22 protein-coding genes are annotated in these 26998 nt (G+C 62.6%); 10 read left to right on the forward strand and 12 right to left on the reverse strand.

The genetic code is table 11. The features are described 5' to 3' along the window. Nucleotides 1-62 precede the first annotated feature (62 nt). Complete coding sequence (locus JQ575_RS18310) at nucleotides 63-1175, forward strand: nitronate monooxygenase family protein (protein WP_249166730.1); 1113 nt, start codon at nucleotides 63-65, stop codon at nucleotides 1173-1175. A 127-nt stretch (nucleotides 1176-1302) separates the two neighbouring features. On the opposite strand, the gene JQ575_RS18315 is transcribed toward JQ575_RS18310, so the two are convergent. Next, entirely contained in the window at nucleotides 1303-1854 is a 552-nt protein-coding gene (locus JQ575_RS18315; protein WP_212034612.1) for a cytochrome P460 family protein, read from the reverse strand. A gap of 247 nt (nucleotides 1855-2101) precedes the next feature. On the opposite strand from JQ575_RS18315, the gene JQ575_RS18320 reads away from it, so the two are divergent. From JQ575_RS18320 to JQ575_RS18330, 3 genes are all read left to right on the forward strand, one after another. Next, entirely contained in the window at nucleotides 2102-2563 is a 462-nt protein-coding gene (locus tag JQ575_RS18320; RefSeq protein WP_212034613.1) for a hypothetical protein, read from the forward strand. A 675-nt stretch (nucleotides 2564-3238) separates the two neighbouring features. Then, on the forward strand, nucleotides 3239-4165 hold the full coding sequence (locus JQ575_RS18325; protein WP_212034614.1) for a hypothetical protein: 927 nt from the start codon (nucleotides 3239-3241) through the stop codon (nucleotides 4163-4165). A 411-nt stretch (nucleotides 4166-4576) separates the two neighbouring features. Then, entirely contained in the window at nucleotides 4577-5548 is a 972-nt protein-coding gene (locus JQ575_RS18330; protein WP_212034615.1) for an ABC transporter substrate-binding protein, read from the forward strand. Between the two features lie 83 nt (nucleotides 5549-5631). On the opposite strand, the gene JQ575_RS18335 is transcribed toward JQ575_RS18330, so the two are convergent. After that, entirely contained in the window at nucleotides 5632-7221 is a 1590-nt protein-coding gene (locus tag JQ575_RS18335) for an ATP-binding protein (RefSeq protein ID WP_212034616.1), read from the reverse strand. Between the two features lie 539 nt (nucleotides 7222-7760). Between JQ575_RS18335 and JQ575_RS18340 the strand changes: the two genes are divergently transcribed. After that, nucleotides 7761-8690 carry an ABC transporter substrate-binding protein gene (locus tag JQ575_RS18340; RefSeq protein ID WP_283842626.1) on the forward strand — a complete coding sequence of 310 codons (930 nt, stop codon included), beginning with the start codon at nucleotides 7761-7763 and terminating at the stop codon, nucleotides 8688-8690. Between the two features lie 186 nt (nucleotides 8691-8876). Here JQ575_RS18340 and JQ575_RS18345 read toward each other — a convergent pair whose 3' ends face one another. Next, the gene (locus JQ575_RS18345) at nucleotides 8877-9191 is read right to left on the reverse strand and encodes a DUF1127 domain-containing protein (protein ID WP_312015963.1); all 315 of its coding nucleotides are present in this window, start codon (nucleotides 9189-9191) and stop codon (nucleotides 8877-8879) included. A 97-nt stretch (nucleotides 9192-9288) separates the two neighbouring features. Between JQ575_RS18345 and JQ575_RS18350 the strand changes: the two genes are divergently transcribed. Beyond that, nucleotides 9289-10851, forward strand: a complete 1563-nt coding sequence (locus JQ575_RS18350) for a winged helix-turn-helix domain-containing protein (RefSeq protein ID WP_212034618.1) — start codon at nucleotides 9289-9291, stop codon at nucleotides 10849-10851. 217 nt (nucleotides 10852-11068) lie between these two features. Here the strand turns inward: JQ575_RS18350 and JQ575_RS18355 are convergent, their stop codons facing one another. Continuing rightward, nucleotides 11069-11857, reverse strand: coding sequence for a DUF4239 domain-containing protein (locus JQ575_RS18355; RefSeq protein WP_212034619.1), 789 nt, complete (start codon nucleotides 11855-11857; stop codon nucleotides 11069-11071). Between the two features lie 350 nt (nucleotides 11858-12207). Between JQ575_RS18355 and JQ575_RS18360 the strand changes: the two genes are divergently transcribed. After that, on the forward strand, nucleotides 12208-13608 hold the full coding sequence (locus JQ575_RS18360) for a selenium-binding protein SBP56-related protein (RefSeq protein ID WP_212034620.1): 1401 nt from the start codon (nucleotides 12208-12210) through the stop codon (nucleotides 13606-13608). Between the two features lie 83 nt (nucleotides 13609-13691). Further along, a complete protein-coding gene (locus tag JQ575_RS18365) occupies nucleotides 13692-14279 on the forward strand; it encodes a hypothetical protein (protein ID WP_249166731.1) in 588 nt (195 codons plus the stop codon). Nucleotides 14280-14324: 45 nt separating this feature from the next. Here JQ575_RS18365 and JQ575_RS18370 read toward each other — a convergent pair whose 3' ends face one another. The 8 genes from JQ575_RS18370 to JQ575_RS18405 form a co-directional block, all read right to left on the reverse strand. Beyond that, nucleotides 14325-14780: a MarR family winged helix-turn-helix transcriptional regulator gene (locus tag JQ575_RS18370; RefSeq protein WP_212034622.1), complete on the reverse strand. Its 456-nt coding sequence runs from the start codon at nucleotides 14778-14780 to the stop codon at nucleotides 14325-14327. A gap of 32 nt (nucleotides 14781-14812) precedes the next feature. Further along, the gene (locus tag JQ575_RS18375; protein WP_211995753.1) at nucleotides 14813-15517 is read right to left on the reverse strand and encodes an ABC transporter ATP-binding protein; all 705 of its coding nucleotides are present in this window, start codon (nucleotides 15515-15517) and stop codon (nucleotides 14813-14815) included. After that, on the reverse strand, nucleotides 15514-16305 hold the full coding sequence (locus JQ575_RS18380) for an ABC transporter ATP-binding protein (protein ID WP_192734878.1): 792 nt from the start codon (nucleotides 16303-16305) through the stop codon (nucleotides 15514-15516). Before JQ575_RS18380 ends, JQ575_RS18375 begins: the two co-directional genes overlap by 4 nt. After that, nucleotides 16302-18200: an ABC transporter permease gene (locus JQ575_RS18385; RefSeq protein WP_212034623.1), complete on the reverse strand. Its 1899-nt coding sequence runs from the start codon at nucleotides 18198-18200 to the stop codon at nucleotides 16302-16304. The genes JQ575_RS18380 and JQ575_RS18385 overlap by 4 nt, the downstream gene beginning before the upstream one ends. A 242-nt stretch (nucleotides 18201-18442) precedes the next feature. Further along, complete coding sequence (locus JQ575_RS18390; RefSeq protein ID WP_212034624.1) at nucleotides 18443-19648, reverse strand: ABC transporter substrate-binding protein; 1206 nt, start codon at nucleotides 19646-19648, stop codon at nucleotides 18443-18445. Nucleotides 19649-19674: 26 nt separating this feature from the next. Further along, nucleotides 19675-20259 (reverse strand): amino acid synthesis family protein, encoded by a 585-nt coding sequence (locus JQ575_RS18395; RefSeq protein ID WP_192734881.1) that lies wholly within the window; start codon nucleotides 20257-20259, stop codon nucleotides 19675-19677. 15 nt (nucleotides 20260-20274) lie between these two features. Beyond that, on the reverse strand, nucleotides 20275-21183 hold the full coding sequence (locus JQ575_RS18400) for a UPF0280 family protein (protein ID WP_212034625.1): 909 nt from the start codon (nucleotides 21181-21183) through the stop codon (nucleotides 20275-20277). Further along, nucleotides 21180-22628: a 6-hydroxynicotinate reductase gene (locus tag JQ575_RS18405; protein ID WP_212034626.1), complete on the reverse strand. Its 1449-nt coding sequence runs from the start codon at nucleotides 22626-22628 to the stop codon at nucleotides 21180-21182. The genes JQ575_RS18400 and JQ575_RS18405 overlap by 4 nt, the downstream gene beginning before the upstream one ends. A 307-nt stretch (nucleotides 22629-22935) precedes the next feature. Here JQ575_RS18405 and JQ575_RS18410 point away from each other — a divergent pair, with 307 nt between their 5' ends. Together JQ575_RS18410 and JQ575_RS18415 are read left to right on the forward strand one after the other, a co-directional pair. After that, a complete protein-coding gene (locus JQ575_RS18410; protein WP_212034627.1) occupies nucleotides 22936-23418 on the forward strand; it encodes a (2Fe-2S)-binding protein in 483 nt (160 codons plus the stop codon). After that, a complete protein-coding gene (locus JQ575_RS18415) occupies nucleotides 23418-26963 on the forward strand; it encodes a molybdopterin cofactor-binding domain-containing protein (RefSeq protein ID WP_212034628.1) in 3546 nt (1181 codons plus the stop codon). The genes JQ575_RS18410 and JQ575_RS18415 overlap by 1 nt, the downstream gene beginning before the upstream one ends. Nucleotides 26964-26998 lie beyond the last annotated feature (35 nt).

The raw sequence follows: 26998 nt of genomic DNA on the forward strand, positions 1-26998 counted from the left end.
AGACTTTCGGCCAACTACAAGATACTTACGACGGTTATAACTAAACAGAGGACCAGGCGGGCATGCCCGACGCGCTCGAGCCCGATGTCCATGTCATGGGAAAACGATTGATGTGGTCCCAAAACGCGTTCACCGACAGGCTCAATCTCAAGTGGCCGATCCTTCAGGCGCCGATGGGCTCGCTCAGTACACCTGCACTCGCCGCGGCGGTCAGCAATGCTGGTGGTCTGGGGGGCCTCGGCATGTGGGGGTTTTCAGCCGAGGATGCAGAGCGGCGGATCGCCGGCTTCCAACAGCTGAGCGGCGGCAGCCTCAACGTCAACTATCCGCTCTGGCCGGAGCCCAGGATTACCCCTGACGTCAGCGGGCCGATGCGGGCGCGCCTGCAGGCGCACTTCGACGCGAAGGGTCTCGGAGCGGTGCCCGAGCCGAAAGGTGCGGCGGGTGAAGTAAGCCACGAACACCTTTCGATGCTGATGCGGGCCAAGCCACAGATGGTGAGCTTCCATTTTGGCCTGCCTCATCAGGAGGTCATCAACGCCATCAAAGACGCCGGAATTTTCATCATTTCCGGCGCCACCACCGTGGCCGAGGCACGGATGCTTGAGCAGCGCGGTGTCGACGCCATCATCGCGCAGGGTACCGAGGCCGGCGGACATCGCGGCACCTTCACCGGTGTCGACATCAGCATGCAGCCGGGCCTGTTCGCGCTGTTGCCGCAAGTGGTGGATGCGGTGAGGGTTCCCGTCATTGCCGCCGGGGGCGTGGCCGATGGGCGAACGGTGGCTGCCGCCTTTGTCCTTGGCGCGAGCGCCGTACAGTTGGGCACGGCCTTCCTGCGCTGCGAGGAGGCCAACGTGCTCGACGCTCATCGCGCGGCGCTGCGCGAGCCCACCGACGCTTGCACTGTCGTCACGGACGTGATCACCGGCCGGCCGGCGCGCTATGTGAAAAACGGACTGATCGACGACCTCGTGGCCTCAGGCCTGAGGCCGGTGGCGTTTCCCGGCCAACTCAGCCTCACCGCGCCGCTCGGGGGCACGGGAGACAGGGAGCTTACCGCATTGTTTGCCGGTCAATCCGCGGCACTCGCCAGCGACACGACTGCCGGCGCGTTGGTCGAGCAGCTTGCGGAAGCGACGTCAGAGTGCCTGCGCGTTTTTTCGCGTTCCTAGCCCTCTCCTCATTTCGATTGCCGTATGCACTCGCCGGCGCGCCGATTTCCGCACTGGGTTGCCTGGTACGGACATCCACCATTATTCGGCGCGGCCGTTACGACCGTCCGTCAACACGATCCGATACTCACCTCTTTCCGTACTCCGTGAAAACGTAGTCGCGGTTCTGCACCGCCGAGTGGCACGCGAACCCGCACTTCGCGTCGTTTTCCTGAGGCGGACGGTCCGCTGCAGTGGCGGGCCTGAACGTATCGGACGCCGCGTCATAGTAGAACTCGGCCCATCCCCATCCGCCGCTGTCCGCAAACCTCTTGCTGTCCTTCACCATGAAACCAGCATCATGCTGGGCACCTGGCACCATTGGCTGACCGGGATACGCCTCTTGTTTTTTCGAATTCCAATGAATTTTCGCCATCTTGGCGCCATCCGGGAAAGACTTGCCATTGCCAGGCACGCCTTCCCTGAAGGCGTCGATCATTACCGGATTTCCCACGATCACAGCGATCCTGCCTCCGCTCTGACTGATCGCGATCACTGGCCAGTCCTCGTATCCTCTGAACTCAGAGAACCCGAGGCCATTCGGTACTTGCACAGTGTATTTGTCCTGCGCGGAAACCGCGACACCAGCTGCGGCGATCGATACCAGAATACTGAGACTGATCATCGTGCTTTGGTTCATTGTCGCATCTCCCTCGTCGGTTCAGCGGCGGATGTCGATAACCCCTTGTTGGAAATTGCGTCGTCGCATTGTGTTCTACGAGGCCAAGGACTGCGACGACCGTTGCGCACGAAGGACAGGATTACAGCATGGATTTGCGCATTGCGAAATGGCGTCCGATGCCATGGTGCGCACCAGTATCCCTGAACTGTCGACGATGCCCGCCAGGGTGATTGGCGGAAGTCAACGCTTACAGCGATGAGGGGCAATGGAGACGCAGCTCGCGGTTTCGCAACGGACGAAGCCGCCGCCGCGCCTGCCCGGCGCCGGCGAGCCGTTAAGCCGCGGGTGCCATCTGCTCGTGCAGCGCTCGCTCGGTGTGACGCTGTTCAAGGGCGGCAATGGTCATCTTGAGATTGTCGCGCCGCTCGATCAGCGTCCTCGCCAGTATCGGATATTTGACGTCGGATCGGTCGGAAACCCGGACGCGCTCCTCTTCGGCTGCGATTTCGGATTCGATCAGTTGAACGGTGCGAACAAGATCAGCCAACATCTTGCCGATTGCTGCGATCTCTCGCACGGCACTTTCGCGCGCTGTCTCAAAACGAGCCTGTATGTCCATTTGCGAGCTCCCTATGACCTGGTTCGGCACATTATGTGCATGGATGCCGAACAGCTGACCCACCCGTCGCAAGCTGTTTGCCAATTGCGACCCGTAAGAACACGGTGACCGGAACCCATCGCCCCCCGGGGGCCTTCGGCCTCGCGCCGCCTACATCGGAAAGAAACCTGCACTCACAGTTTTCCCCCAGCGGCCCCGAAAAGAGATGGGGTTTTCACAGCGCAATATCCATCGAGAAATAAGTTCTTGTGATCGGAGTGGACCTTACAACCATGAATATCCGAACCAACTGTTGTCGGAATGTTTTTCCAACCTTGGAGAGCCCCGTGGGCGAAGTCATCCGTTTTGTTCCGAAATCCGAACTCGAGCGAGCCCGTTTGATCCGGGAAGCCCGTGCGATCTACGAAAGCATATTCCCGTCGGATCATGCCGTCGGCAGCGCGGAGCATGACCGCAGGGAATGAGCGCGCCCAAATTGCGGTGACGGCGCACTTAATGGACGTTCGGCTCAAAAGACCATCGCCGAACCAGTGCACTGTCACCCTGATACTTCACCGTAATACGCCAGCGCAGCCGCGACACGCCGCCGGCGACGACGGTGCCAGAGATCGTGGGCGGGCATGAAATACTCGCTTCATCCTACCGGCCATGGGCGCTTTTGACCCTTAACGGGCATATGGCCGGCGCTCCAACGGGCCGCATCTGAGGCCACCCGCTGGCCGTCACAGTGTGCTAGTCTGAGCCGGCACGATCCCCTGTCTTCGGCGCCGGAGCCGTTGCACCGTGACCCATGATCATAACCCGGCATGGAACGAGGAAAGCCGCTTCGCCAGCGCCCTCGACGATGTGATCATCATACCGATTGTTTCTGTCGCGCTCGCCGCAAACAAGATGCTGCGTTTCATTCTTTCGATCTTGATGCGGCTGCTCGACTACGCCTTCCCATTGGCGATGCAGGTTGTCTGGCTTCCGCTCTTCGCTGTCAGGGTTCTTGGCAATGTCATCGTTACTGTCATAAACGGCGCGTTGCGCTTCCTGCCCCTTTCCGAGACGAAACGTCGACAGTGGGGTACATCGATCCGCCGGAACTGGTCGTGGCTCCGGCGCAAGATCAGCTATCGGGCGTTCGAACATGCTGTGTACCTCGCCTTTGAAAGCGGCATGGCATGGGTGTTCCGAAAATGCCGGCACCTGACGCCGAACACCGCATTGCTCGTCATCCTGGGCGCGGTGCTTTGGCTCCCGATCTCTTTCGGGGCTGCAACGGCGATGCACGCGGTATTGTTTGCCAAGGTCACGTCCTGGCCAGCCTGGATGCAACTCCTGCATCCGCTCGCAACGGTCATCGCCAAGAGCAAGCTGTTGGTGCTGCCGGTGTACCCGGCAGCCTGGCCACAGGCCCGGAAACATCCGTTCGTGCGGCGCGTATTCAAGAGCTATGAAACCATCAGGCGCCTGTATGTGATCAAAAAGATCGGTTTTCGCTATCGGCAGGCAGAGACCGCCGGCGTCGCGGCGGTTGAGAGGCTCGAGCGCACCGCCGGCCTCGCATCGGCGATAAGGTGGCTGCGCGGGGCGCATGTCGCCGAACGGTTCGGCGTGGAAAAGCCCACGCAGAAGTTGCGTACATTCTTCTCGCGATGGTCGATTCAGTTCTCGGCCGAATACTACGAAGCGAAGGAACGGCAGCCTCAGATTTCCCACCATTAACCACAGCAAGCAACGAACGCAGAGACGCTCGTCCATCTGGCGCGGTCGACGGCCGTGGCCGGCGGCCTGGCCGGCGCCAGTATCAAAAAGACACGCCGCCGGGATCAAAATGTATCGCCCGGCGGCGCTTATTCCTGAACTGGGACACTAAAATTCCCAGCACTGCCTAGACTGCACGCCCCGTGCCACAGGGCCATGACATCCGGTTGTTGCTCATGCGCGCACAGCAATCGCGGTCGAGGCGACCAGGTCGACAAACATCACGGTGAGCTGGCGGCGCTCGGCCCCGGGGTGCAAACGAGGGCTTTCCGGAGACAGCGGGCAAGCGAACGTGATGCCCACAGGGCCTCGTACAAGCCCGCCGAAGCCGATACTATTTCACTATTTCCGATCCAGAGCATCGAGGTGGACATGCACCGTCGTGAATTTCTGGCAGCTCTTGTCGCTACGTCGGTAACGTCACAACGCGCGGCACAGGCACAGTCGACCCGCCGAACCTGGCGTATTGCAGTGGTCGAGCCGACATCGGCGCAACTCAACGCGACCAACCTCGCTGCCTTGCGGCGCGGTTTGGAAGAGCTTGGATACGTCGAAGGGCGCAATCTTCTCATGGAGTATCGGTCCGCAGACGGCAATGCCGCGCTCTACCCCAGCCTTGTGGCCGAAGTGATCGGCCGTAATCCCGACCTGATCATCGCCCGCGGCACACCAGCCGCGCTTGCGGTCAAGCGGGCGACACGCACCATTCCCGCGGTCATGATCGTCGGCGAGCCGCTGCTCGTGGTCGACAGCCTCGCGCGGCCAAGCGGCAACATCACGGGCTTCAGCGGGGTGCAGCCCGAGCTTGAAACCAAGCGCATGGAATTGCTCAAGGAGATCGCGCCTTCGACCACTGGCCTCGCTGCGCTCCTGAACATGGGTAATCCTGTCTCCGCGCCACAACTGGAGGAACTCCAGAAGGGCGCGCAGTCCCGCGGCTGGCGCTTCAGATTGTTCGACGTTCGCAAGCGCGAGGACATCGAGCAGGCCTTTGCTGCGCTCGACAACAGTTCAGACGCGATCATAGTAGGACTCGAGGCCCTGACCCAGGCACACCGCGGTCTGATCGCAGATCTTGCCGCAAAGAGCCGCCTGCCGGCAATCTACGGCGGCCGGGAGTTTATGGAAGCAGGCGGACTGATCTTTTATGGGCCAAGTTTCCCTGATGTCTATCGTCGGGTAGCGACGTATGTTGACAAGATCCTGAAAGGGGCAAAGCCCGCCGATTTGCCCGTCGAGCAGCCAACCAAGTTCGAGATGATGATAAATCTCAAGGCCGCAAGGGCGATTGGCCTCGAGGTGCCGCTGTTTCTCCAGCAGCGCGCCGACGAAGTGATCGACTGATTTCAAGCGGCGTCTGCTTCCGCGCAGCTTTGAGGGACCCGCCTATCCCGAGAATATGGGAGCACCTCCCCATCCCAAGGAATTCACGATGCCAGCGCGGTCCGAAGCATCCGTGCGAGATCGGAACTGAGGTAAGGCTTCGGCAGTAGCAGCACGCCGGCATCGAGCCGGCCATGATGAACGATGGCGTTCTCGGTATAGCCGGACGTATAAAGCACCTTTAGTCCCGGACGGCGTTTCAGCGCTTCGGTCGCGAGCTGACGGCCATTCAGTCCCCCGGGGATTATCACGTCGGTGAACAGCAGATCGATGCGTTCGGGACGGTCAATTATTGCCAGCGCCTCGGCGGCATTGCCGGCGGCCAGTGTGTGGTACCCGAAACGGCTGATCTGCGCCACGACGTATTCGCGCACCAGCGCGTCGTCCTCGACAATCAGGATGGATTCGTCGCCGTGCTCGCCTCCCGAGATGCCCGTCTCGGCGGCCAGCGCGTCCGGGACACCCGCCGCCTGAGGAAGGTAAAGCTTCACGGTGGTGCCGTGGCCCTCTTCGCTGTAGATCTTGATGTGTCCGTTCGACTGTTTGACGAAGCCGTAGACCATGCTGAGACCGAGCCCCGATCCCTTCCCGACCTCCTTGGTGGTGAAGAACGGTTCAAACACCTTGTCGAGCAGGCTGCCGGGAATTCCTTCCCCTGTGTCGCTCACCGCGATCATGACGTAGTTGCCCGGATTAACCTCGCTGTTCATGCTGGCGTAGTTCTCGTCGAGCACGACATTCTTGGTTTCGAGCGTCAGCTTGCCGCCGTTCGGCATGGCGTCACGCGCATTCAGTGCAAGGTTCAGGATCGCAGTCGAGAGCTGGCTGGGATCAATCAGGGCCGGCGCGGAATGGTGCACCAGCATCGATTCGATTTCGATCTGCTCGCTGAGGGTCGGTCGTAGCAACCGTACGGCATCGATGACCAGGACGTTGACGTCGGTGTTGCGCGGCTGCAGCGGTTGTCGACGGGCAAAGGCCAGCAGATGTCGCGTCAGGTCGGCCCCCCTCGCTGCGGCGGCGCTGATCATATCGGTGATCTGGCCGAGATGCGGACGATCCTTGACCGCCTCGCCGAGGATTTCGATGGTGCCGGTGATCACGGTCAGAATGTTGTTGAAGTCGTGCGCGACACCACCGGTGAGTTGGCCGATGGCTTCCATCTTCTGCGCTTGCCGGACCTGGGCCTCGCTCGCCTCTATCTCCTGAAAACGTTTGACCATGGCCTCGGCCTTGCGCCGTTGTCGGATTTCCTCCGCAAGTGCCGCATTGGCCTGCTGAAGTTGCATGCGTGTCGGCAGCACCAGGATTCGCGGCAGCATCAGCAGCAGTGCCGCCGTGATCGCGACCGATATCAGCGCCAGGACGCCTTTGGTAAACGCCTCGATGCCGTAGGCCGGCACCCACAGAGTGAGGATCGACAGCAGACGGGTTACGCCGCAGACTGCGGCGAAGATGGCGAATGTCCAGAATACGCCGCGGAACATAACATCGCGGCGCCGCCATACGAAAAACCCGAGGACGAACGCGGTAGCAAAGAAGGCGCCGGCGAGCATGGCGTCGGAAACGGCATTCGGCCAGATCAATTCCGGCTTCCACAGCAGGCATGCGCCATGCGGGGTGAACGTCGACATGTCCAGAATATCCTATTTGAGTTGAGACAATGTTAGAAAGCCCACTCGATAGACCTTTCTCAATTCCTGCCGACCCGCATCAGGGAAGCCGGGCGACCACGCGATGGCCGCGCCGCCGAGAACGCCGAGGAATCGCGCCGATTCACGGCAACTCCGTCCCGGGCTAAGGCCGACTATTTTCGATACCCAGCACGATAGCACGCAGGGGCTCCGCGGCGTGGGAGATAATCCGTGGTGCACCCGCCCCTGCCGTCCCACCTTCCCTGACCGGCGGGGTGATGTCGGGCATTGGTACTTTTCGGACCTGGAAGGTTCGCTGAAGATGCCCCTTGTGAGGGGCAAGCGGACTTCCCGGTTGCGCACTCGAACTTCCGAGTTTGCCCCAGACCGGATATGCCGGCATGGCTATCGCCGAGTTGGTGGTCACATGCCGTTCGCCGGACAGCCCCAGCCTGCTATAGTTCGGCGATAGCGTGGAGAGCGACCAGCGAGGTCACATGCGTCGACGCCAGTTCATAACTTTCCTGGGCGGAGCGGTGATGTGGCCGCTTACGGCAAGAGCACAACAGCCGGCAAGAATACCGCGCGTCATAAGTCTCGCCCCGGTCCACGTTGCGTCGCAGGCGGAAGGAACTCGCAGGATCTTGAGAGAGCTTGGTTACATCGAAGGACGTGATATTCGTCTAGAGTTTCGGGATGTGGCGGGAAATGTTGATGCGCTCCCTCGGCTGGCGCAAGAACTAGTACGAGAGGGCGGCATCGACGTCATTCTCGCTATAAGCACGCCAGCCGCGCTGGCTGCTTACAAGGCAACTCAAACAATTCCGATTGTCGCACTCACGGCCGTTGACCCGGTCGGGTCAGGATTGCCGGATAGCCTCGCGCGTCCCGGCCGCAACGTAACCGGTATCGCGGTTTTTTCCGAGGAAACCACAGAAAAGCGCGTCGAACTGATGCGGGAGGTTGTCCCGCGCGCCCTCCGCCTCGGGACGGTGACGACAAAGCTAAGCAGCGGTGCGCAGAGCCTGGCGCCTGTCCTGGAGACCGGCCGTAAGCTCGGTTTTACGGTCGAGTCCATTAACATCGATGACCCCGCTAATCTTGCGAAGGCTTTAGGCCCGGAAGTCCTGACCAGGTTTGACGCTCTCGTGTTTGCCCCAGATGCCTTGATCAGTGCTCACATGGCAGAGGTAATCAAGCTGATCGGTGCGAGCAAAAAACCTGCGATTTTTCCTTCGCCCGACTGGGTCGCTAACGGCGGCTTTATGTCGTTCGGGCCGGATTTCTCCGACGCCAACCGTCACCTGATCTCGCAGCTTGATCGCGTTCTGAAAGGCGCGAAGCCGAGCGACCTGCCTTTCGAACGACCTACCAAGTTCTATCTCAGGATTAATCTCCGCGTCGCAAAAGAACTGGGCATCGAGCTGCCTCCGACCGTCCTCGCGCGCGCCGACGAGGTGATCGAGTGAGCGTGCCGACTTTCGCTTATGGCACCTTTGAGACATGGCGACCGGCCTTGACGAGTCTGTTTACAGGCGAAGACGGGACGACGGCCAAAGTGACGCGAATGACCCGCATCGGAACTCCGCTCCCGGGGAATGTTGCGCCCGATCATCTCCAATGCCGATCAACCACGCCGTGCCGGATCAAGACAGTCATCGAAGCGGCGGACCGCACTCCTCGCGGTCAAAGGACCTACGCGAGACGACGTATTCGATCTCACCACGCGTCATGCCGATATCCATTAACGCCTGATCGCTGAGGCTGCACAATTCATCCCCCAAGCGTCCGCGCTGGCGCCATTCTCGAAACGCCCCCCAACAACTCCTGAGGGAGCTGAAGATGCGCGACGCAGAGTCGGTCGTGTGTCCCAATCCGCCTGCACTATGGGTCATGCTCATTGCGGTATCTCCCGGGGCAGGTACTACCCCGGAAGAGGATGCCAGGGCGGGGCATGACCCGCTTAACATTGAGCTTACATTTACCTCACCAGCGGCTTACTCTTTGCGCTCTAGCGGTGCCGGAGCTCCCTATTGACGATGGGAGCTGTCCCAAGGGAATGGCAGTTTGCGCTATCTTTTCGGAGAATTCGCATTTGACACTGACCGGCGCGAGCTATGGCGCGGGGCGGACGTCGTCGCCATAGCGCCCCAGGTCTTCGACCTGCTCGATTTCCTGATCCGCAACAGGGAGCGCGTCGTCAGCAAGGATGACCTCATCAGCGCGATTTGGAATGGGCGTATCGTATCCGATGCGGCACTGACGACCCGCCTGAATATCGCCCGGAGCCTGATCGGCGATACCGGGTCTGAACAGCGCCTCATCAAGACCCTGCCTCGCAAGGGCTTCCGTTTTGTCGGTCCCGTGCTGGAAGAGCAGGAGCCCGCAGTCGGGGCAGTTAACCCGGTGGAACCGCTGAAAGCGGCGCTAGCGCTCCCCGATAAGCCCTCCATCGCGGTACTGCCGTTTCAGAACATGAGCGGCGACCCGGAGCAGGAATACTTCGCTGACGGCATGGCCGAGGACATATTGACGGGGCTTGCAAGGCACCGCTGGCTATTCGTGATCGCCCGTAACTCAAGCTTCACATACAAAGGCCGTGCGGTGGATGTGCGCCAGGTCGGGCGCGAGCTTGGCGTACGGTATGTGCTGGAGGGGAGCGTCAGGCGAGTCGGTGGCCGCGTCCGCTTCACTGCGCAGCTCGTCGATGCGGCCACCGGCAACTATATGTGGGGCGAAAAATACGACGGTGAAACGGAAGACCTGTTCGACTTGCAGGACCGGATCACCGAGGCGGTGGTGGGCATTCTGGAACCCACGATCCAGCTTGCTGAAATCGAGCGCACACGGCGAAAGCGGCCCGAGAACCTGGGCGCCTACGACTACTACCTGCGCGCACTGGCGTTGACCGACGCATTCACGCGTGATGCCGTTCAGGCCATGCTGAACAACTGCCTGCAAGCGATCGCACTTGATCCGACGTTTGCTCCGGCGTACGCGATGGCGGCGCGCACCTACATACAGAAGCATATACAAAATTGGTATGTTGACGAGCCAAGAGAACGTGCCGAGGTTCTCGATCTCGTCGAACGTGGGCTTCGCGCGGACCGCCTCGATCCGCTCATGCTCGGCACTGCCGGGCAGTGCTTTGCCTGGTTCGCTCATGACCTTGCGAAAGGCATCGCCTACATAGACGAGGCGCTATCGGTGAACCCGAACCACGCGCACGCCTACTTGCAAAGCGGCATCGTCAGGACGCGGGCTGGTGATACCGGAGTTGCGATCAAGCACCTCAACCATGCGATGCGGCTCAGCCCACGAGATTCCCGTGGCTACGCGATCTTTCACGCGTTGGCGTTGGTGCACCAAGTCGGTGGAAACCTCGAAATGGCACGTGACTGGGCTAATCGAGCCGTGCAGCATAATCCGAACTTTCTGCCCGGCTGGACCGCTCTTGCTTCGAGCGCAGCCTTGATGGGCAGAGACGCAGAAGCGAAGGCGGCCGCGGAAACGCTGCTCAAGCTAGACCCGCAATTCTCAATAAGTCTGCTCGTTCGCCGATTTCCAGTCGTCAGCGACAAGTTCGAGACTTATTACGAAGGACTTCGCCGAGCCGGTGTTCCTGATTAACGCAAGCGCAAGTGTGTCCACAGTTGTCGCGATGGAAGCGCCCCCCGTAGTTCTCCGGGTTAGTCACCTTAAGCGACATTGCCTATAAGGCGTTCGCGAACAGCTGGGGGATGGACTTCGGTCATCACACCGATGTCCAAGGGGTTGTTTGATCGCGAGGCCCGGACTCCTAGGCACTCCGGGCCTCGTTTGATCTCCCGCGCGCAGAATACAGCGCTCACCGGCCCGCCGACGCATCCGGCATGATCTGCAGAAGCGGCTCCGGTCCGACCGAAATTTGACCAGTGAATGGCCGGTCGTGGGCGGCGATCAGCAACACTGAGGCGGCGACCCCGGTCGCGAACAGCGCCATCGCAATCCCCGACGCCAGCCGGTTACCGCAGTGAACGAGCGCGATCACGAAGAGTTCGCAAATCGCCTGCAAATACAGGCTCCACCATTTAACCGGATTGACCTCGGCCTGGCTGATGATGATCCGCTGCCGGCGCGCATCGAGCGCCGTTCCCAATGCGCTGATGATCTCGCGTTGCGCGGTCTGCTGGCCCGCCCCCTGCGGTGACATCGAGACAACGAGTTGCAGCGCCTCGATGAGAGCGGGAGGAGCCGGCCTCAGCGAGGCTGTCTGCCCTGCCATCATCGGCCATTCAACCTTGGCGGTTTGCTCGATATAGCCGCGAACGAGATCGCGCACCCGGCCCTCCTGTTCCGGCGGCAGGCCGGCGGCGAGCAGCACGGCGGCTCGCAGCGCGCTCGCCTCACGGCTCACCGCCGTACTGGCGCGATCATTTTCGCTCCAGACCTGGGCGGCGATGAAGGCGACGAACAGGCCGAAGATGATGCCCAGCACCGGCAGCATGCCCGGCGAAATCGCCTGGAATGATTTCGCGCGTTCTCCCGTCGCGAGCGCCGCAACCGTTGCGAAGATGATGATTGCAAGCAGATAGGTGAAGGCGAAGATCGAAAGCGCCATCACTGGCACAGGCAGATTGTGCAACCAGTCGCTCATTACGCTCCCCGCCCAGTGTCCGAATCCAACCCGGCGCAATTATGTGAAATTCCCGCCCTACCCGCAATCACCGCATCTCGCTCAACAAATCCATCAGCATCTCGCGCCCCCTGGCGTTGAGCGACGCCAGCATTTGTCTCGAGATGGCGGGCGCGTGCAGTGCGGCCTTCCCGGCCACCGCGGGATCGGAGCCCGGATCGTTTCTTTCGCCTGATGGCGTTGAGGTGTATGATCACAACAAGCGAACCCCGCCGGCGGCACAGTCAAGAGGACTCAACGAGCCGAGTTAGTTCTGCTGCATGCCGCTGAGCCATGTTGGTACCCACCAAGGCAACCAGGGAGGCAGTACGATGACGATGAGACCAGACCCCACGTTTCACGCGTCGCCGAAGCTTGCGATGGAAGCTCCGCCAGAGAGCTTCGCCTACACCTTGCTGCTAAGCCCGGACTTTTCAAAACCCGACGCGCTTGCCGTGATCGACGTCAAGCCCGGCTCTTCGCGTTTCGGTCAGATCGTCCACACCGTGACGATGCCCAACAAGGGCGACGAGTTTCACCATTTCGGATGGAACGCCTGCTCATCGGCCTTGTCACCGCTCACCGGGCACGCCTTCCTCGAGCGCCGCTACCTCATCATCCCCGGCATGCGGTCCTCCCGGATCTACATCGTCGATACCAAACCAGATCCCACCCAGGCGAAAATTCACAAGATCATCGAGCCCGACGAGGTCTTCAGAAAGACTGGGTACTCCAGGCCGCACACGATCCATTGCGGACCGGATGGTATTTACGTTTCTACGCTCGGCGGCGGCGGCAAGGATGGCACCGATGGACCGCCCGGCATCTTCATCATGGATTGCGAGACATTCGAAGTGCTCGGACGGTGGGAAATCGATCGCGGTCCTCAAGAGAAGCACTATGATTTCTGGTGGAACCTGCCGCGCGATTACATGGTGAGCAGCGAGTGGGCGCTGCCGCCGCAGTTCGAGAACGGGATCGTGCCGGAAGATCTGCTCTCGAACAAATACGGCCATCGGATCCACTTCTGGGACCTGCGGGCCCGGCGAAACGTCCAGACCATCGACCTCGGTGCCAACCATCAAATGGCACTGGAGGTGCGTCCGGCGCATGATCCCGTCAAGGAGTACGGCTTCCTGGGCGTCGTGGTCGACACCACGAACCTGGAAGGCTCGATCTGGACCTGGTGGCGCGATGGCGGAAAATTTCACATCGAGAAGACCGCCACGATCCCGCCCGAGCCCGCGGCAAAGGAGCAGTTGCCGCCGCTTCTGCAGGGCTTTGGCGCCGTGCCGCCGCTGGTGTCCGACATCGACCTGTCGATGGATGACAAGTTTCTCTACGTCGCCTGCTGGGGCACCGGCGAGATGCGTCAATACAATGTCAGTGACCCCAGAAAGCCCGAGCTTGCCGGATCGGTCCATATCGGCGGCATCGCGCGCCGCACGCCGCATCCGAACGGCAAGGCCTATGCCGGCGGACCGCAGATGGTCGAGATCAGCCGCGACGGCAAACGCGTCTATTGGACCAACTCACTCTACTCGACCTGGGACGACCAATTCTATCCGCAGGGCATTCCGGGCGTCGAGGTGATGGCCAATGCCAACCCGAAAGGCGGCCTCGAACTGGCAAAGGACTATTGCGTGAGCTTCCCCGACGGATACCGGGCGCATCAGATCAGGCTCGACGGTGGAGACTGTTCGACCGATTCATTCTGCTATCCGTCGGCTTGAATGTGAGCACGGCGGATTGGACACCGGCTTGGCTCTGGCTGGCTGTCATCGCGAGCGGCCTTTACCACGGAGTAAATCCGGGAATGGGATGGCCGCTCGCTGTATCCGCCGGATTGATGGAAAGGACGACGCGTGCCCTCGGTGCCGCGCTGGTGCCGCTGACAGCCGGCCATCTGCTGGCGATGCTGCTGGTGCTCCTACCCTTCGCGCTGCTGGTCACCCTCGTCGAATGGCAGCGCCAGATCCAGATCGGCGCCAGCTTCCTTGTCATCGGGTTCGGCATCTTCCGACTTGTCGATCGGCGCCATCCAAGAGCGTTGGCGCGGATACGGCCGACGCAACTGGGGCTGTGGTCCTTTGCCGTGGCAATCGCGCACGGCGCGGGCCTGATGCTGGTGCCGATCTATCTCGGCCTCTGCCGGGAGGCCGACCTCGACAAGGGCCACGAGGCAGCTCTGAGCCTCATCAACGCCAATCTCGGTATGGCCGGGCTGGTCGCCGTCGTCCACGCCGTCGCGATGATTGCCGCCGGCGGATTCCTGGCGTGGCTGGTGTACCGTTATCTTGGCCTCAAATTCGTATCGCGGAGCTGGTTCAATCTGGATACGTCATGGGCAATCAGCCTCATCCTGGTCGGAGCTGTTGCACTGGTGCTCAGCCTCGCGGAGTAGCCCGAACGCTGCGGCGTCACCGCGATTGACACTGACCAAGGCACGTCACCGCAGCTTGTCCAGCAGCGCCATCAGCGTCTCGCGCTCCTTGGCGTCGAGCGGCGCCAGGGTCTCCCGGGTGATCGCGAGCGCATTGGGCGCGGCTTTTTCAGCGAGCTGCTGCCCTGCCCGCGTGAGACTCACCAGCAGGCGGCGGCCGTCCTCGGGATCCGGGCTGGTCTCGGTCAGGCCGCGCGCCGTGAGGCGGTCGATCACACCCTTGATGGTGGCAACGTCCATCGCGGTCAGGCGTCCCAGCAGATTTTGCGAGCACGGACCGGTCTCAGTCAGCTTCGCAACTGCGGCCCATTGCGTCGGGGTCAGATTGATGCCGATCTCGCGGGCGAAAATCGTCGAATGGCGTTGCCAGACCTGACGCAGGATGAAGCCGACCTGCTCGTCCAGAATGTAGGACGGCCGCGTAGGCTTGACGCTCCGTTTCGCCGAAACACTCCTGCCCATCTGCGCTCTCTCTTCTTGTTTGCCGCCGCCGTTTACAGCGACAGATGCGCGTCGCGGATGTCCGGACGCGCGTCGAGTTCAGCCATCGTGCCGCCATAGCAGATCTTTCCGCGCTCGATGATGTAGGCGCGGTCGCAGATCAGCCGGGCGAAATGCAAATTCTGTTCGGAGACGAGGATGCTGACGCCTTCCTTCTTCATGGCCAGGATGGCGTCGACCATCTGCTCCACGATCTTCGGCGACAGCCCCTCGGAAGGCTCATCGAGCAGCACCAGGGATGGATTGCCCATCAGCGTCCGCGCGATCGTCAGCATCTGCTGCTCGCCGCCGCTCATGCGTCCGCCAGGACGCCCGCGCATCTCGCCAAGGTTCGGAAACAGCGTGAACAGCTTTTCGCGGGTCCAATACGGCGCATTGGGACGTTTCGGCTGTCGGCCGACTTCGAGATTTTCCTCGACCGTCAGATCCGTGAAGATGCGCCGCTCTTCCGGCACGTAGCCGAGCCCGCCGCGCACGATCGCATGCGTCGGCTCAGTGGAGACGTCCCTGCCTTCGAACAGGATACGGCCGGAGCGCTGTTGGACCAGACCGACGATGGAACGGAAGGTGGTGGACTTGCCGGCGCCGTTGCGGCCAAGAAGCGCGACGACCTCGCCCTCTCCGACTTCAAGCGCAATATCGAACAGGATATGCGCCGGGCCATAATAGCTGTTGAGGTCCTGCACCGAGAGCTTCATGCGCCGGCTCCCTCGCGGTGGCGCGAATCATAGACCAGACCCTCGCCGAGATAGATGGCGCGGACCTGCGGATTGCCGCGGACCTGCTCCGGTGTGCCCTCGGCGATCAGGCTGCCGCGATTGAGCACGAGGATGCGGTCGGCATGTTCGAACACCACGTCCATGTCGTGTTCGGTGAAGAGTACGCCGATCGACTTTTCACGGGCGATCTGCGCGGTGAGCCGCATCAGTTCGATGCGCTCGCGCGGCGCCATGCCCGCGGTCGGCTCGTCCATCAACAGAAGCTTTGGCTGGTTGGCGAGCGCGATTGCAAGTTCCAGCCGCTTCAGATCGCCATAGGCGAGCTCGCCGCAGGGACGCCCGGCATAGGCGCCCATGCCGACGAGGTCAAGCAGCCGGCCGGCTTCTTCGCGGGCGTAGCGCGCCGTCGAGCCCCAGAGATTGAATAATTGCCGGCCGTACGACACCAGTGCGACCTGCACGTTCTCGCGCACGGTCATGGTCGGGAATGTCGCGGTGATCTGGAAAGTGCGGCCGACACCGAGCCGCCAGACCTGGCGCGGCTTTTTACCGACGGTGTCTTCGCCCAGCAAATTGATCCGGCCGCTGTCGGGGGTGTTCTGGCCGTTGAGCATGTCGAAACAGGTGCTCTTGCCTGCGCCATTGGGTCCGATCAGCGCCAGGATTTCGCCGGCGCGCAGCGCAAACGAAACGCTCCGCACGGCGTGAACCCCGCCATAGGATTTGCTCAGGTTCTCGACCGACAGCAATGTGGGGACCATGCTCATTCGGCGGTCTCGATCCGGGAAGTGGCCAAGGACGACTTAGACGATGATTCAGACGTTGAAGACTTGCGGCGATTGCGGATCGTCTCCAGCACCCCAACGATGCCCTTGGGGAATGCCACCACGATCAGCACGACGAAGCCGCCGAGCACGAGCTTGGACAAATCGGTCTGGCTCACCAGCCAGATGTTGAGCGCCTTGAAGACGATGGCGCCGACCACGGCGCCGGAGACGGTCTCGACGCCGCCGAGCAGCACCATCACCAGCGCATCGACCGACAGCGAAATGCCGAGGCTGTCGGGGAACACGCTGCCTTTCAGGTACGCGAACAACGCACCGGCAAATCCGGCGACGGTCCCGGCGATCACGAACGCGGTCCACTGCACACGCTTGCCGTTGATGCCGATGGCTTCGCTGCGCAGCAGCGAATCCCGGGTCGCGCGCAGCGCGAAACCGAACGGCGAGAACACGATCACTCGCAATATGGCCACCGCGATCGCGGCGACGCCGAGCGACAGCCAGTAGAAACTCGCCGGGCCCGCCGCCCATTTTTCGGGCCAGACTCCCAGAATCCCGTTGTCGCCTCCGGTCACCGTGACCCACTGGAACGCGATCGACCAGACGATCTGCGCGAACGCCAGCGTCAGCATCGCAAAATAGACGCCGGACAATTGCACAGCAAAGAATCCGAAGATGGCAGCACCGACCAGACCGAGCAGCGGGCCGACGAGCAGCGAGACGACCATCGGTAGCCCCGCCATCTTGGCAAGGAACGCGACGCCGTAAGCGCCGAGCCCAAAATAGGCAGCGTGGCCGAATGAAGCGAGGCCGCCGACCGACATCAGGAAATGCAGGCTGGCGGCAAAGATCACGAAGATCGCGATCTCCGACCCGACGGTGAGCGCGTAATTGCCGGCGAACAGCGGCAGCATCGCCGCGACCGCAAGCCCGGCCATTGCCAGCCAGCGTTCATTTGATGTGAGCGGCCGCCACGGATTGACGGTCAGCCCCGGCGTGCGGCGCGCGGCGGCTTCCGGCTTGCCGAACAGGCCCCAGGGACGGACGATCAGCACCACCGCCATGACAAGGAATACCAGGATGATGGAGATCTTCGGGAAGATCAGAATGCCGAAGGCGTTGAGTTCCGACACCAGCACCGCGGCCACGAACGCGCCGATGATACTGCCGAGCCCGCCGATCACAACCACGACGAACACGTCGACGATGATACGCAGATCGAGCGCGTGATGCACCGCGTCGCGCGGGATCTGCAGCGCGCCGCCCAGCGCCGCGAGGAAGACGCCGAGCGCGAACACGCTGGTGAACAGCCATTTCTGATTGACGCCGAGCGCTGCGACCATGTCGCGGTCCTGCGTCGCCGCGCGCACCAGCACACCCCAGCGGGTACGCTGGAACAGCAGCCACAGGACGCCAAGCACGACCGGACTGAGCCCGATCAGGAACAGGTCGTAGGTCGGGATGTTCTGGCCGAAGAAATCGACCGCGCCCTTGAAGCCCGGCGCGCGGCGGCCGAGGAGATCGTCAGGCCCCCAGATCAGCACCACGAGATCCTCGACCATCAAGGTCAGGCCGAAGGTCGCGAGCAGCTGGAACAGTTCCGGCGCGTGATAGATCCGCCGCAGCAGCACCATCTCGACGATCACGCCGACCACGGCGACGACCAGCGCTGCGACGACGATGCCACCCCAGAAGCCGAGCGCGCCGGAGAGGCGCTCGGTCAACGTGAACGCGACATAGGCGCCGAGCATGTAGAACGCGCCATGGGCGAAATTCACAATCCGCGTCACGCCGAAGATGATCGACAGGCCCGACGCGACCAGAAACAGCGACGCCGCGCTGGCGAGACCGGTCAGGAACTGAACGAAGTAGAAGGCCATGGGCGGTCTGTTGCTCGCGTTGGTCAGGTCGGTGGCATCATCCTTCGAGACGCCACGCTCATGCGTGGCTCCTCAGGATGAGGTCTGTTCTTACCTCGCCCCGCTTGCGGGGAGAGGTCGGATCGCCCTTGCGATCCGGGTGAGGGGGTACAGGTCTCCAATAGAAACTGAGCTCGAGGATAGGGCCCCTCACCCCAACCCTCTCCCCGCGAAGAGCGGGGAGAGGGAGAGGATCACGGCCCTCAATCCTTCGGACGAAGCTTTTCGACTTCGGCATCACCAGGGAGATAATCCGTGCCCTTGCGATAGACCGAGTTCACCATCACCCCCTTGCCGTCCTTCAGCGCGGTCTTGCCGACATAAGCACCGAGCGTCGACTGGTGATCGATCTTGCGGAAGGTGATCTCGCCGAACGGTGACGGCATCGACAGCCCTTCGGTTGCGGCGATCAGCTTCTCCGGATCGGTCGAGTTTGCTTTGGCGAGGATCGCTGCAGCCGCCTTGATCGTCTGGTAGCCGACGATCGAGCCGAGGCGCGGATAGTCGTTGAACTTGGCCTGATAGGCTTTCAGGAACTTGTCGTGATCAGGTGTCTTGATGTCGTACCAGGGGTAACCCGTGACGATCCATCCTTCAGGCGTTTCGTCCTTCAGCGGATCGAGATATTCCGGCTCGCCGGTGAGGAAGGACACCACCGAGCGCCCCTTGAACAGGCCTCGCGTATTGCCCTCGCGGACCAGCTTTACGAGATCCGCACCGAAGGTGACGTTGAGGATCGCTTCGGGATTGGCGGCGGCAACGGCCTGCACCACCGGACCCGCGTCGATCTTGCCCTGCGGCGGCCACTGCTCGTCAACCCAGACGATATCGGGGCGCTTCTCCGACATCAGCTTCTTGAACACGGCAACCGCCGACTGGCCGTATTCATAGTTCGGCGCGATCGTGGCCCAGCGTTTTGCCGGCAGCTTGGCGGCTTCTTCCACCAGCATCGCCGCCTGCATGTAGTTGGAAGGACGCAGCCGGAACGTGTAGCGATTGCCCTTCGACCAGGTGATGGCGTCGGTCAGCGGTTCGGCTGCGAGAAAAAACACCTTCTTCTGATTTGCAAAATCGCTGACGGCAAGACCGATGTTGGACAGGAAGGTGCCGGTCAGCATCGCGACGTTCTCGCTCGACACCAGTTCGTTGGCCGCGGTCTGTGCGTCGGCCGGCTTGCCGCCATCGTCCTTGGAGATGACGACGAGCTTCTTGCCGTTGATGCCGCCGGCGGCGTTGACCTCCTCAACCGCGAGCTGCCAGCCCTTGCGGTAGGGTTCGGTGAAGGCGGGCAGCAGCGAATAGCTGTTGATCTCGCCGATCTTGATCTCTCCGCTCTGGGCCATAGCTGAATTCGCCAAGCCCACAACCGCGATCGCCAATCCCGCTCCCAGCAAATAACTTCGTCGCATACCCTCACCCTCCAATGTTGAAGAAACTATCTTAATCCGTCTTCACCTTTGACTTCAGCAACCGTCAATCCGCCGACCCGCGGCAGCGGCCTGCCGCTGTCGGTGACGGCAACCGCGACCATGATCTCGTTGGCACGCGGGGCGTCGTTGATCTGCACTTCCATGCCGTCGAAATGACTGCGCACGAAGGCCGCGTCCTTGTGGCCGAGCGGAATATCCAGCGTGGTGCCCGGACCGCTGCGCTTCTTCGAGGACGGAATCAGCGCCGCGCCCTTACTCAGCACCTTGCGCACCGGCGCGCCCATCTTCGGGTGCAGGATCGCGGCCGCGTGCTCGAGCTCGCCGTTTTCACCGACCGCTGCGGCCTTGCCGTAGCTCTGTGCCTTGGCGCCATCGATCCCGAGGGCTGCCACCGCCCGCTTCGACAGCAATTCGCCGAGTTCCTCCCCGATCGCGATCAAGGGTGAGAGGTCTTCGACATATTTTCCGGCAAACGGGTTTTCGATCACGGCGATCGCCGCGGCACGCCGTGTCGGCGGCGCGATTGTCTTTCCCATCTCCAGATGGGTTTCCTCGACCACCGTGACGATCTTGCGAATGATGGCGCTCATTGGCCTTTTTCCCGCTCAAGCATGAACTGCACTTTCTATCGCGCTTCCGTGATGGGCATGCAACGCAGGCGCCTGGCCACCAGTAGTTCCGACCACGAGCGTTTCGCCAAGCAGACGTAACGCCGCGCCTTCGATCAATCCGGCAGCCAATAACTTCTGGGCGCAGGCAATCCCTGCCCCCAACGCGACCTCAACCTCACCTTCGGTTAACGGCCCGACATCGCGGGTAACTAAGCGGGTGCCGAGATCGCTGTCGGGCTGCAATTCATTGGCCGGACAGCGGACAATCGCGGGGTGATCGGGCAGATCCAGAGCATTGGCGATGATGGTCGCGGCGGCATCGGCCATTGAGGCCGTTCGTGCCAACACAGTGACGGCGTCTGCGATGCCGAGCGAGAAACTGCGGCCATGGCGCCCGCTGGTCGCGACGCCCCGGACCGGGCCGTCGGCATCGACGATCATCGTGCGCATCAGGCCACGCCGGTTCGGCCGGTCCATCAGGCCGACGGTGAATTGTTCGCCGCCGGTCAGATGCAGCGCAATATCACCACCATTATTGACATAGGCGCGATCGAGACGCGCCGCGCCCAGCATCGCGCCGAGAATCTCTTCGGCGACGGAGCCCGCTACCGCCGCCATCGGCGTGATGAAATGACCTGACGCAAACGGCGCCACCGCCGCGTGCATGCGGCGCGCGACGACGCCTTGCAGCGTGCACCGCGCCGGATAAGCCGCCTGGCGCAGCGTCGTCAATTCCTCGCAGAGTTCATCAAGCAGACCGATAAAGCGCCGCGCCGCAGCGTCATAGGCGGCGCGGACCTCCGCCTCCTGCCCCTTGGCCTCGATGATCAGATCGATCGGACCGTCCTGCAAATGCAGCCGCTTGCCGTCAGGAAGAAGCGCTATTTGCGGGAGGCGTTTCATGCGTGCCGTCCCGGAATGTAGGGCATCGGGCGAACTTCGGTGTTGTCCTTGAGCGAAGCCAACGGACGGACGTAATCCATGTGGCCGCCCAGCGCCGCATAGTCCGACAGCCGCAGCGTGAACTCGATCGGCGCCACCAAGGCAGGCGTCGGCACATAACCGAAGGCGCCGGCCGGCATCTGCGTGACATCGACCATGAAGGTGATACCGCCGCCGGGCCAGACATAGACCGGCGCGCCGCCGCTGGTGACCCGCGTCAGCGCGTCCTTGACCGACCGCGTCAGCCGCACCGGGTTGTCGGTGACTCCGGCGCGCAGCGAGCCGCCGGCGCCGCCCATGAACAACACCGTGCATAGCGCCGGTTCGCAATTTTCCTGGATGCGCTCGACCGAAAGCTTCAGATCAAGCGGCATCTGCGTCGCAACCGGCCTGAGCGCCTCGTCGAGCACGTAATAAGCCGCATGCTCGCCGGTAGTCGACACCATCAGCATGGTCAGGCCCGGGCGGGCCTCCTTTGGATTGAACGGGCCCAGCACCGACAAGGGATCGGAAATCTTGGTGCCGCCCCAGCCGGTGCCGGGCTCGGCGACCTGGAAATAACGGCCCGGCGTCGAACGCCGCCCCTTCATCTTGATCCCGGTATCGGGAATATCGAGCAGTTTGCCGGCCTGATGTTCCGAGAGAACGCCGGTGATGTGGTCGTCCACCACCACGACCTCATCGACCTTGCCGTGCCATTGCTTGGCGAACATGCCGATCGTGGCCGAGCCGCAGCCGACCCGCATCCGCTCTTCCGCGACGCCGTTGACGACAGGCGGATACCCGGCCTGCACCACCACGGTGGCGCCGCCATCGATGGTCAGTTCGACCGGCTTGCAATTGGAGAGGTCCATCAGCGCGTCGCAGGTGACGCGCCCCTCTTTCTTGGAACCGCCGGTGAGATGATGCACGCCACCGAGCGACAGCATCTGCGAACCATATTCGCCTGTCGTGACATGACCGATCGCCTCGCCCTGCGCGCGGACGGTCGCGGTCTCGGGGCCGAGATGGCGATCGGTGTCGATCTTCACCTTGACGCCGCAATAGCTGAAAATACCCTCGGTCACGACCGTGACCATGTCGATGCCGTCGACCTCAGACGACACGATGAAGGGCGCGGGCTTGTAATCGGGGTACGTCGTGCCGGCGCCGATTGCGGTCACGAATACATTGGGCTCACGGACGAGCTTGCCGTCCCAATCGCCGCCGCCGGCCTGGAACGGCACCAGCCGTCCGCCGTGCGACACGGTTCGCTCCAGCACGATATGCGGATCGACGCGCACCAGTACGCCATCGTGATTGGCGTAGCGATCGCACGCGCCCGCCGCGCCCGGCTTGATGTAGCACATCACCGGACAGGCATCGCAGCGGATCTTGTCGCCACCGGCAGTCGTTGTATCCGTCATCGTGAACAAGCCTGCTCGCTGGGAGGCGCCGATCATACCCGCATTCCCGCGGGAGCGATCATTGTTCGTATACGAACGATGTTGCGCGCGGACTGAAACCCTGTCAAGCGGGCGGAACAGCGAAAAAGCGCGGTTGCCGCATAAAAACTCATTTGCCTCGTGCCGTTGTTTATAAAGTGGGCGGCAGTCGGCTCGCGGAACGCACGGCTTGCACGTTTGTATACAAACGGTATCTTCGAAACACATTCCGCACGATATTTTGCAGCGCAATCGGACTTAGGGTTTCTTGGGGATCAAGGCGCAGAGCATGACGCAGAGCACGATGCGCCTGACCGTCAACGGCAAAAGCTGCGATGTCGACGCCGCGCCCGACACCGCATTGCTCTATGTGCTGCGCAACGACCTCGCGCTGAACGGACCAAAATATGGCTGCGGGCTCGGCGAGTGCGGCGCCTGCGCCGTGCTGATCGATGGCGAGGCGGCGCGTTCCTGCGTGATCCCGATTGAAGGCTGCGCCGGGCGCGACATTGTGACGCTCGAAGGCCTCGGCTCGCGCGAGCATCCCGATCTGGTTCAGGAAGCCTTCATCCGCGAGCAGGCCGCGCAATGCGGCTACTGCCTGAACGGCATGATCATCAGCACCAAGGCGCTGCTGATGCGCAACGCGCATCCTTCCGAAGCCGAAGTGCTGGAAGCGCTGCGCTACAATTTGTGCCGCTGCGGAGCGCATATCGAGATCATCCGCGCCGCGATGCGTGCCGCGGGCCACGCCGTCGAGGCCCGCGACTGATGGCAACGCCGGAGACTCCAGCGAGCAGCGAAGCGCCGGGATCGCTGTCGGTCGTTCGTCCGACAGAGACGGGCGCGTTCGAAACCTTCATCAAGATCACCGCTGATGGTTCGGTCACCGCCTATAACGGCCATGTCGATCTCGGCACCGGCATCCGCACCGCCCTCGGACAGATCGTCGCCGAGGAACTCAACGTGTCCTTTGCCCGCGTCGTGGTCGTGCTCGGCGATACCTCTGTTGTACCCAACCAGGGCGCGACGATCGCCAGCGAAACCATCCAGATCACCGCGGTGCCGCTGCGCAAGGCCGCGGCCCAGGCGCGACAATTTTTGATCGCGCGTGCGGCGGAACGGCTGGAGGTAGCGGCCAGTGATCTCAACATCGAAGACGGGCTGATCCGTGGCAAGGACAACCGCACCGTCAGTTATGGCGAATTGATTGCCGGCGAGATCATTCGGCTCGAACTCACCGAAGATGTAACGGTGAAGGACGTCAGCGCCTATTCCATCGTCGGACAATCGGTGCCCCGCGTGGACCTGCCGGCGAAGGCCACCGGCGAACTGGTTTACGTTCACGACATGCGCCTGCCCGACATGCTGCATGGCCGCGTCGTTCGGCCGCCTTATGCCGGCATCGACGCCGGCCCGTTCGTCGGCACCAGCCTGATCGCGGTCGATGAAGCCTCGGTGCGCGATATTTCGGGGCTGGTTGCCGTGGTGAGGATCGGCGATTTCATTGGCGTGGTTGCCGAGCGCGAGGAGAACGCGATCAAAGCCGCGGCGCAGCTCAAGGTGAGCTGGAAGCCGGTGCCGACATTGCCTGACCTTGGCGATCTGCAAACGGCGCTGCGCGCCAATCCATCGACGCCGCGGACGCTGATCGACAAGGGCGACGTCGATGCCGCCATCGCGTCCGCGGCCAAGCCGATGGCGCGCACCTATGTCTGGCCGTATCAGATGCACGGATCGATCGGCCCCTCCTGCGCGGTCGCCGATTATCAGGACGGCGCGGTCCGGGTGTGGTCCGGCACGCAGAACCCGCACATCCTGCGCGTCGACCTCGCGTTGCTGATCGAACGACCGGAAGCCGAGATCGATGTTGTCAGGATGGAGGCCGCCGGCTGCTATGGCCGCAACTGCGCCGACGACGTGTCAGCCGATGCGCTATTGCTGTCGCGCGCCGTCGGCCGTCCCGTCCGCGTGCAGTTGACGCGCGAGCAGGAACACGCCTGGGAGCCGAAGGGCACAGGGCAATTGATGGACGTCAATGGCGGGCTGAACGCCGACGGCAGCGCCGCCGCCTATGATTTTTCAACGCGCTATCCCTCGAACGGCGCGCCGACGCTGGCACTGTTGCTCACCGGGCGGATCGCGCCGGAGCCCGCCGTGTTCGAGATGGGCGACCGTACCGCGATCCCGCCTTATGACTACGAGAACATGCGCGTGGTCGCGCATGACATGCCGCCGATCGTGCGCGCCTCCTGGTTTCGCGGCGTCTCGGCGCTGCCGAACACGTTCGCGCATGAATCCTACATCGACGAACTCGCCGCTGAAGCCGGCGTCGATCCGATCGAATATCGCCTGCGCTACCTGAAGGATGCGCGCGCCGTCGATCTCGTCAATGCGGTCGCCGAGCGCGCGGGGTGGAAACCACGGCCGGTGCGACAGGAACCGGAAGCCGAGGGCGACATCGTGCGCGGCCGTGGCTTTGCCTATGCGCTCTATGTGCACAGCAAATTCCCGGGCTATGGCGCGGCGTGGTCGGCATGGATCGCCGACGTCGCGGTCAACAAGGCAACCGGCGATGTCAGCGTCACCCGCGTGGTCGCGGGCCAGGATTCCGGGCTGATGATCAACCCGGAAGGAGTGCGTCACCAGATCCACGGCAACGTGATCCAGTCGACCAGCCGCGCGCTGATGGAGGAAGTCTCGTTCGACCGCGCACAGGTGACGGCGCGCGAATGGGGCGCCTACCCCATCATCAAATTCCCCGACGTGCCCAAGATCGACGTGCTGATGCTGCCGCGGCAAGACCAGCCACCGCTCGGCGTCGGCGAGTCCGCTTCGGTGCCGAGCGCTGCGGCCATTGCCAACGCGATCTATGATGCAACCGGCGTACGGTTTCGCGAATTGCCGTTTACGCCGGAGCGCATTTTGCGGGGATTACACGGCGAAGCGACAGTGGTGCCTGAGGCATTGCCTGCGCCGCAGCCCGCACCTGATCTCGGCAAATGGCAAAACCCGTTTGCCGGGCGACGCGGCTTGCTGGCGACGGCGGCGGCATTATGCGCAGCGGTGGTCGGCATCGGCGCCGCCGTTCTGCCGTGGCGTGCGATTGCGCCGATCGCGCGGCCGGATGCGTCGGTCTATTCGGCGGCGACCATCGCACGCGGCCAGCAACTCGCCGCGCTCGGCGACTGCGCGGTCTGCCACACCAGCATCAATGGCCTGCTCAATGCCGGCGGCCGGCCGCTGGAAACGCCGTTCGGCACCATCTACAGCACCAACATCACGCCCGACGTCGAAACCGGCATCGGCGCGTGGTCCTATCCCGCCTTCGAGCGGTCCATGCGCGAGGGCATTCACCGCGACGGGCGGCATCTCTATCCGGCGTTTCCCTACACGCATTTCGCGAAGACGACCGATGCCGACCTGCAGGCGCTCTACGCTTACCTCATGGCGCAATCGCCGGTGCGCGCGGAAAATCCGGAAAACAAGCTGGCGTTCCCGTTCAACATCCGCCCGCTGCTGGCCGGATGGAACGCGCTATTCCACCAGCCAAAACCATTCCAGGCGGATGCGAGCAAATCAGACTTATGGAATCGCGGCGCCTATCTGGTCGAGGGCCTCGGCCATTGCAGCGCCTGCCATTCGCCGCGCAACGCGCTGGGTGCGGAAAGGCAAAGCGCCTACCTCGCCGGTGGCTTCGCGGAAGGCTGGGAGGCACCTGCCCTGACGGCGCTGTCGCAAGCGCCGATCCCCTGGAGCGAGGATGAGCTCTACGCCTATTTGAGAACCGGCGAGTCGCGCTTGCACGGCGTCGCCGCGGGGCCGATGGCACCCGTCGTGAAGGAACTCGCTGCACTCCCCGATCAGGACATCCGAGCCATGGCGGTCTATCTCGGCTCGTTCAACGAGACCGCTCCCGACAAGCCCGCGCAGGACGCGCTCGCCGCCAAGCTCGAGGCCGCGACCAGCACCAGGCTTGTTGCGGCCTCCAGCGTCGGCGCGCGGATCTATCAGGGCGCTTGCGCGGTCTGCCACGAGGTCGGCGGCGCGCCCTTGTTCGGCAGCCGGCCGTCGCTGGCGCTGAACAGCAACCTGCACAGCGCCGTGCCCGACAATCTGATCCAGGTGATCCTGCACGGCATCAAAGCCCCCGTGACCAGCGACCTCGGCTATATGCCCGCCTTCAAGGACAGCCTGACCGACGGCCAGGTCGCTGAACTCGCCGCTTACCTGCGGCGACAATTTGCCCCGGATCGGCCGGGATGGGGCGATATCCACGCAACCGTTGGGCGAATCCGGCAGGAAATGGCGCGCTGAGCTGCCATGCCGCCGTCAAAACCCACTGGTTGGGC

The sequence above is a fragment of the Bradyrhizobium sp. JYMT SZCCT0428 genome, assembly GCF_018131075.1.
Lineage (GTDB): Bacteria > Pseudomonadota > Alphaproteobacteria > Rhizobiales > Xanthobacteraceae > Bradyrhizobium.

Coding starts and splice junctions, on each gene's coding strand:
- JQ575_RS18310 (WP_249166730.1), top strand. CDS start 63: ATGCCCGACGCGCTCGAGCCCGATGTCCATGTCATGGGAAAACGATTG.
- JQ575_RS18315 (WP_212034612.1), bottom strand. CDS start 1,854: ATGAACCAAAGCACGATGATCAGTCTCAGTATTCTGGTATCGATCGCC.
- JQ575_RS18320 (WP_212034613.1), top strand. CDS start 2,102: ATGGAGACGCAGCTCGCGGTTTCGCAACGGACGAAGCCGCCGCCGCGC.
- JQ575_RS18330 (WP_212034615.1), top strand. CDS start 4,577: ATGCACCGTCGTGAATTTCTGGCAGCTCTTGTCGCTACGTCGGTAACG.
- JQ575_RS18335 (WP_212034616.1), bottom strand. CDS start 7,221: ATGTCGACGTTCACCCCGCATGGCGCATGCCTGCTGTGGAAGCCGGAA.
- JQ575_RS18340 (WP_283842626.1), top strand. CDS start 7,761: ATGTGGCCGCTTACGGCAAGAGCACAACAGCCGGCAAGAATACCGCGC.
- JQ575_RS18345 (WP_312015963.1), bottom strand. CDS start 9,191: ATGTTAAGCGGGTCATGCCCCGCCCTGGCATCCTCTTCCGGGGTAGTA.
- JQ575_RS18355 (WP_212034619.1), bottom strand. CDS start 11,857: ATGAGCGACTGGTTGCACAATCTGCCTGTGCCAGTGATGGCGCTTTCG.
- JQ575_RS18360 (WP_212034620.1), top strand. CDS start 12,208: ATGACGATGAGACCAGACCCCACGTTTCACGCGTCGCCGAAGCTTGCG.
- JQ575_RS18365 (WP_249166731.1), top strand. CDS start 13,692: ATGGGATGGCCGCTCGCTGTATCCGCCGGATTGATGGAAAGGACGACG.
- JQ575_RS18370 (WP_212034622.1), bottom strand. CDS start 14,780: ATGGGCAGGAGTGTTTCGGCGAAACGGAGCGTCAAGCCTACGCGGCCG.
- JQ575_RS18375 (WP_211995753.1), bottom strand. CDS start 15,517: ATGAAGCTCTCGGTGCAGGACCTCAACAGCTATTATGGCCCGGCGCAT.
- JQ575_RS18380 (WP_192734878.1), bottom strand. CDS start 16,305: ATGAGCATGGTCCCCACATTGCTGTCGGTCGAGAACCTGAGCAAATCC.
- JQ575_RS18385 (WP_212034623.1), bottom strand. CDS start 18,200: ATGGCCTTCTACTTCGTTCAGTTCCTGACCGGTCTCGCCAGCGCGGCG.
- JQ575_RS18390 (WP_212034624.1), bottom strand. CDS start 19,648: ATGCGACGAAGTTATTTGCTGGGAGCGGGATTGGCGATCGCGGTTGTG.
- JQ575_RS18395 (WP_192734881.1), bottom strand. CDS start 20,259: ATGAGCGCCATCATTCGCAAGATCGTCACGGTGGTCGAGGAAACCCAT.
- JQ575_RS18400 (WP_212034625.1), bottom strand. CDS start 21,183: ATGAAACGCCTCCCGCAAATAGCGCTTCTTCCTGACGGCAAGCGGCTG.
- JQ575_RS18405 (WP_212034626.1), bottom strand. CDS start 22,628: ATGACGGATACAACGACTGCCGGTGGCGACAAGATCCGCTGCGATGCC.
- JQ575_RS18410 (WP_212034627.1), top strand. CDS start 22,936: ATGACGCAGAGCACGATGCGCCTGACCGTCAACGGCAAAAGCTGCGAT.
- JQ575_RS18415 (WP_212034628.1), top strand. CDS start 23,418: ATGGCAACGCCGGAGACTCCAGCGAGCAGCGAAGCGCCGGGATCGCTG.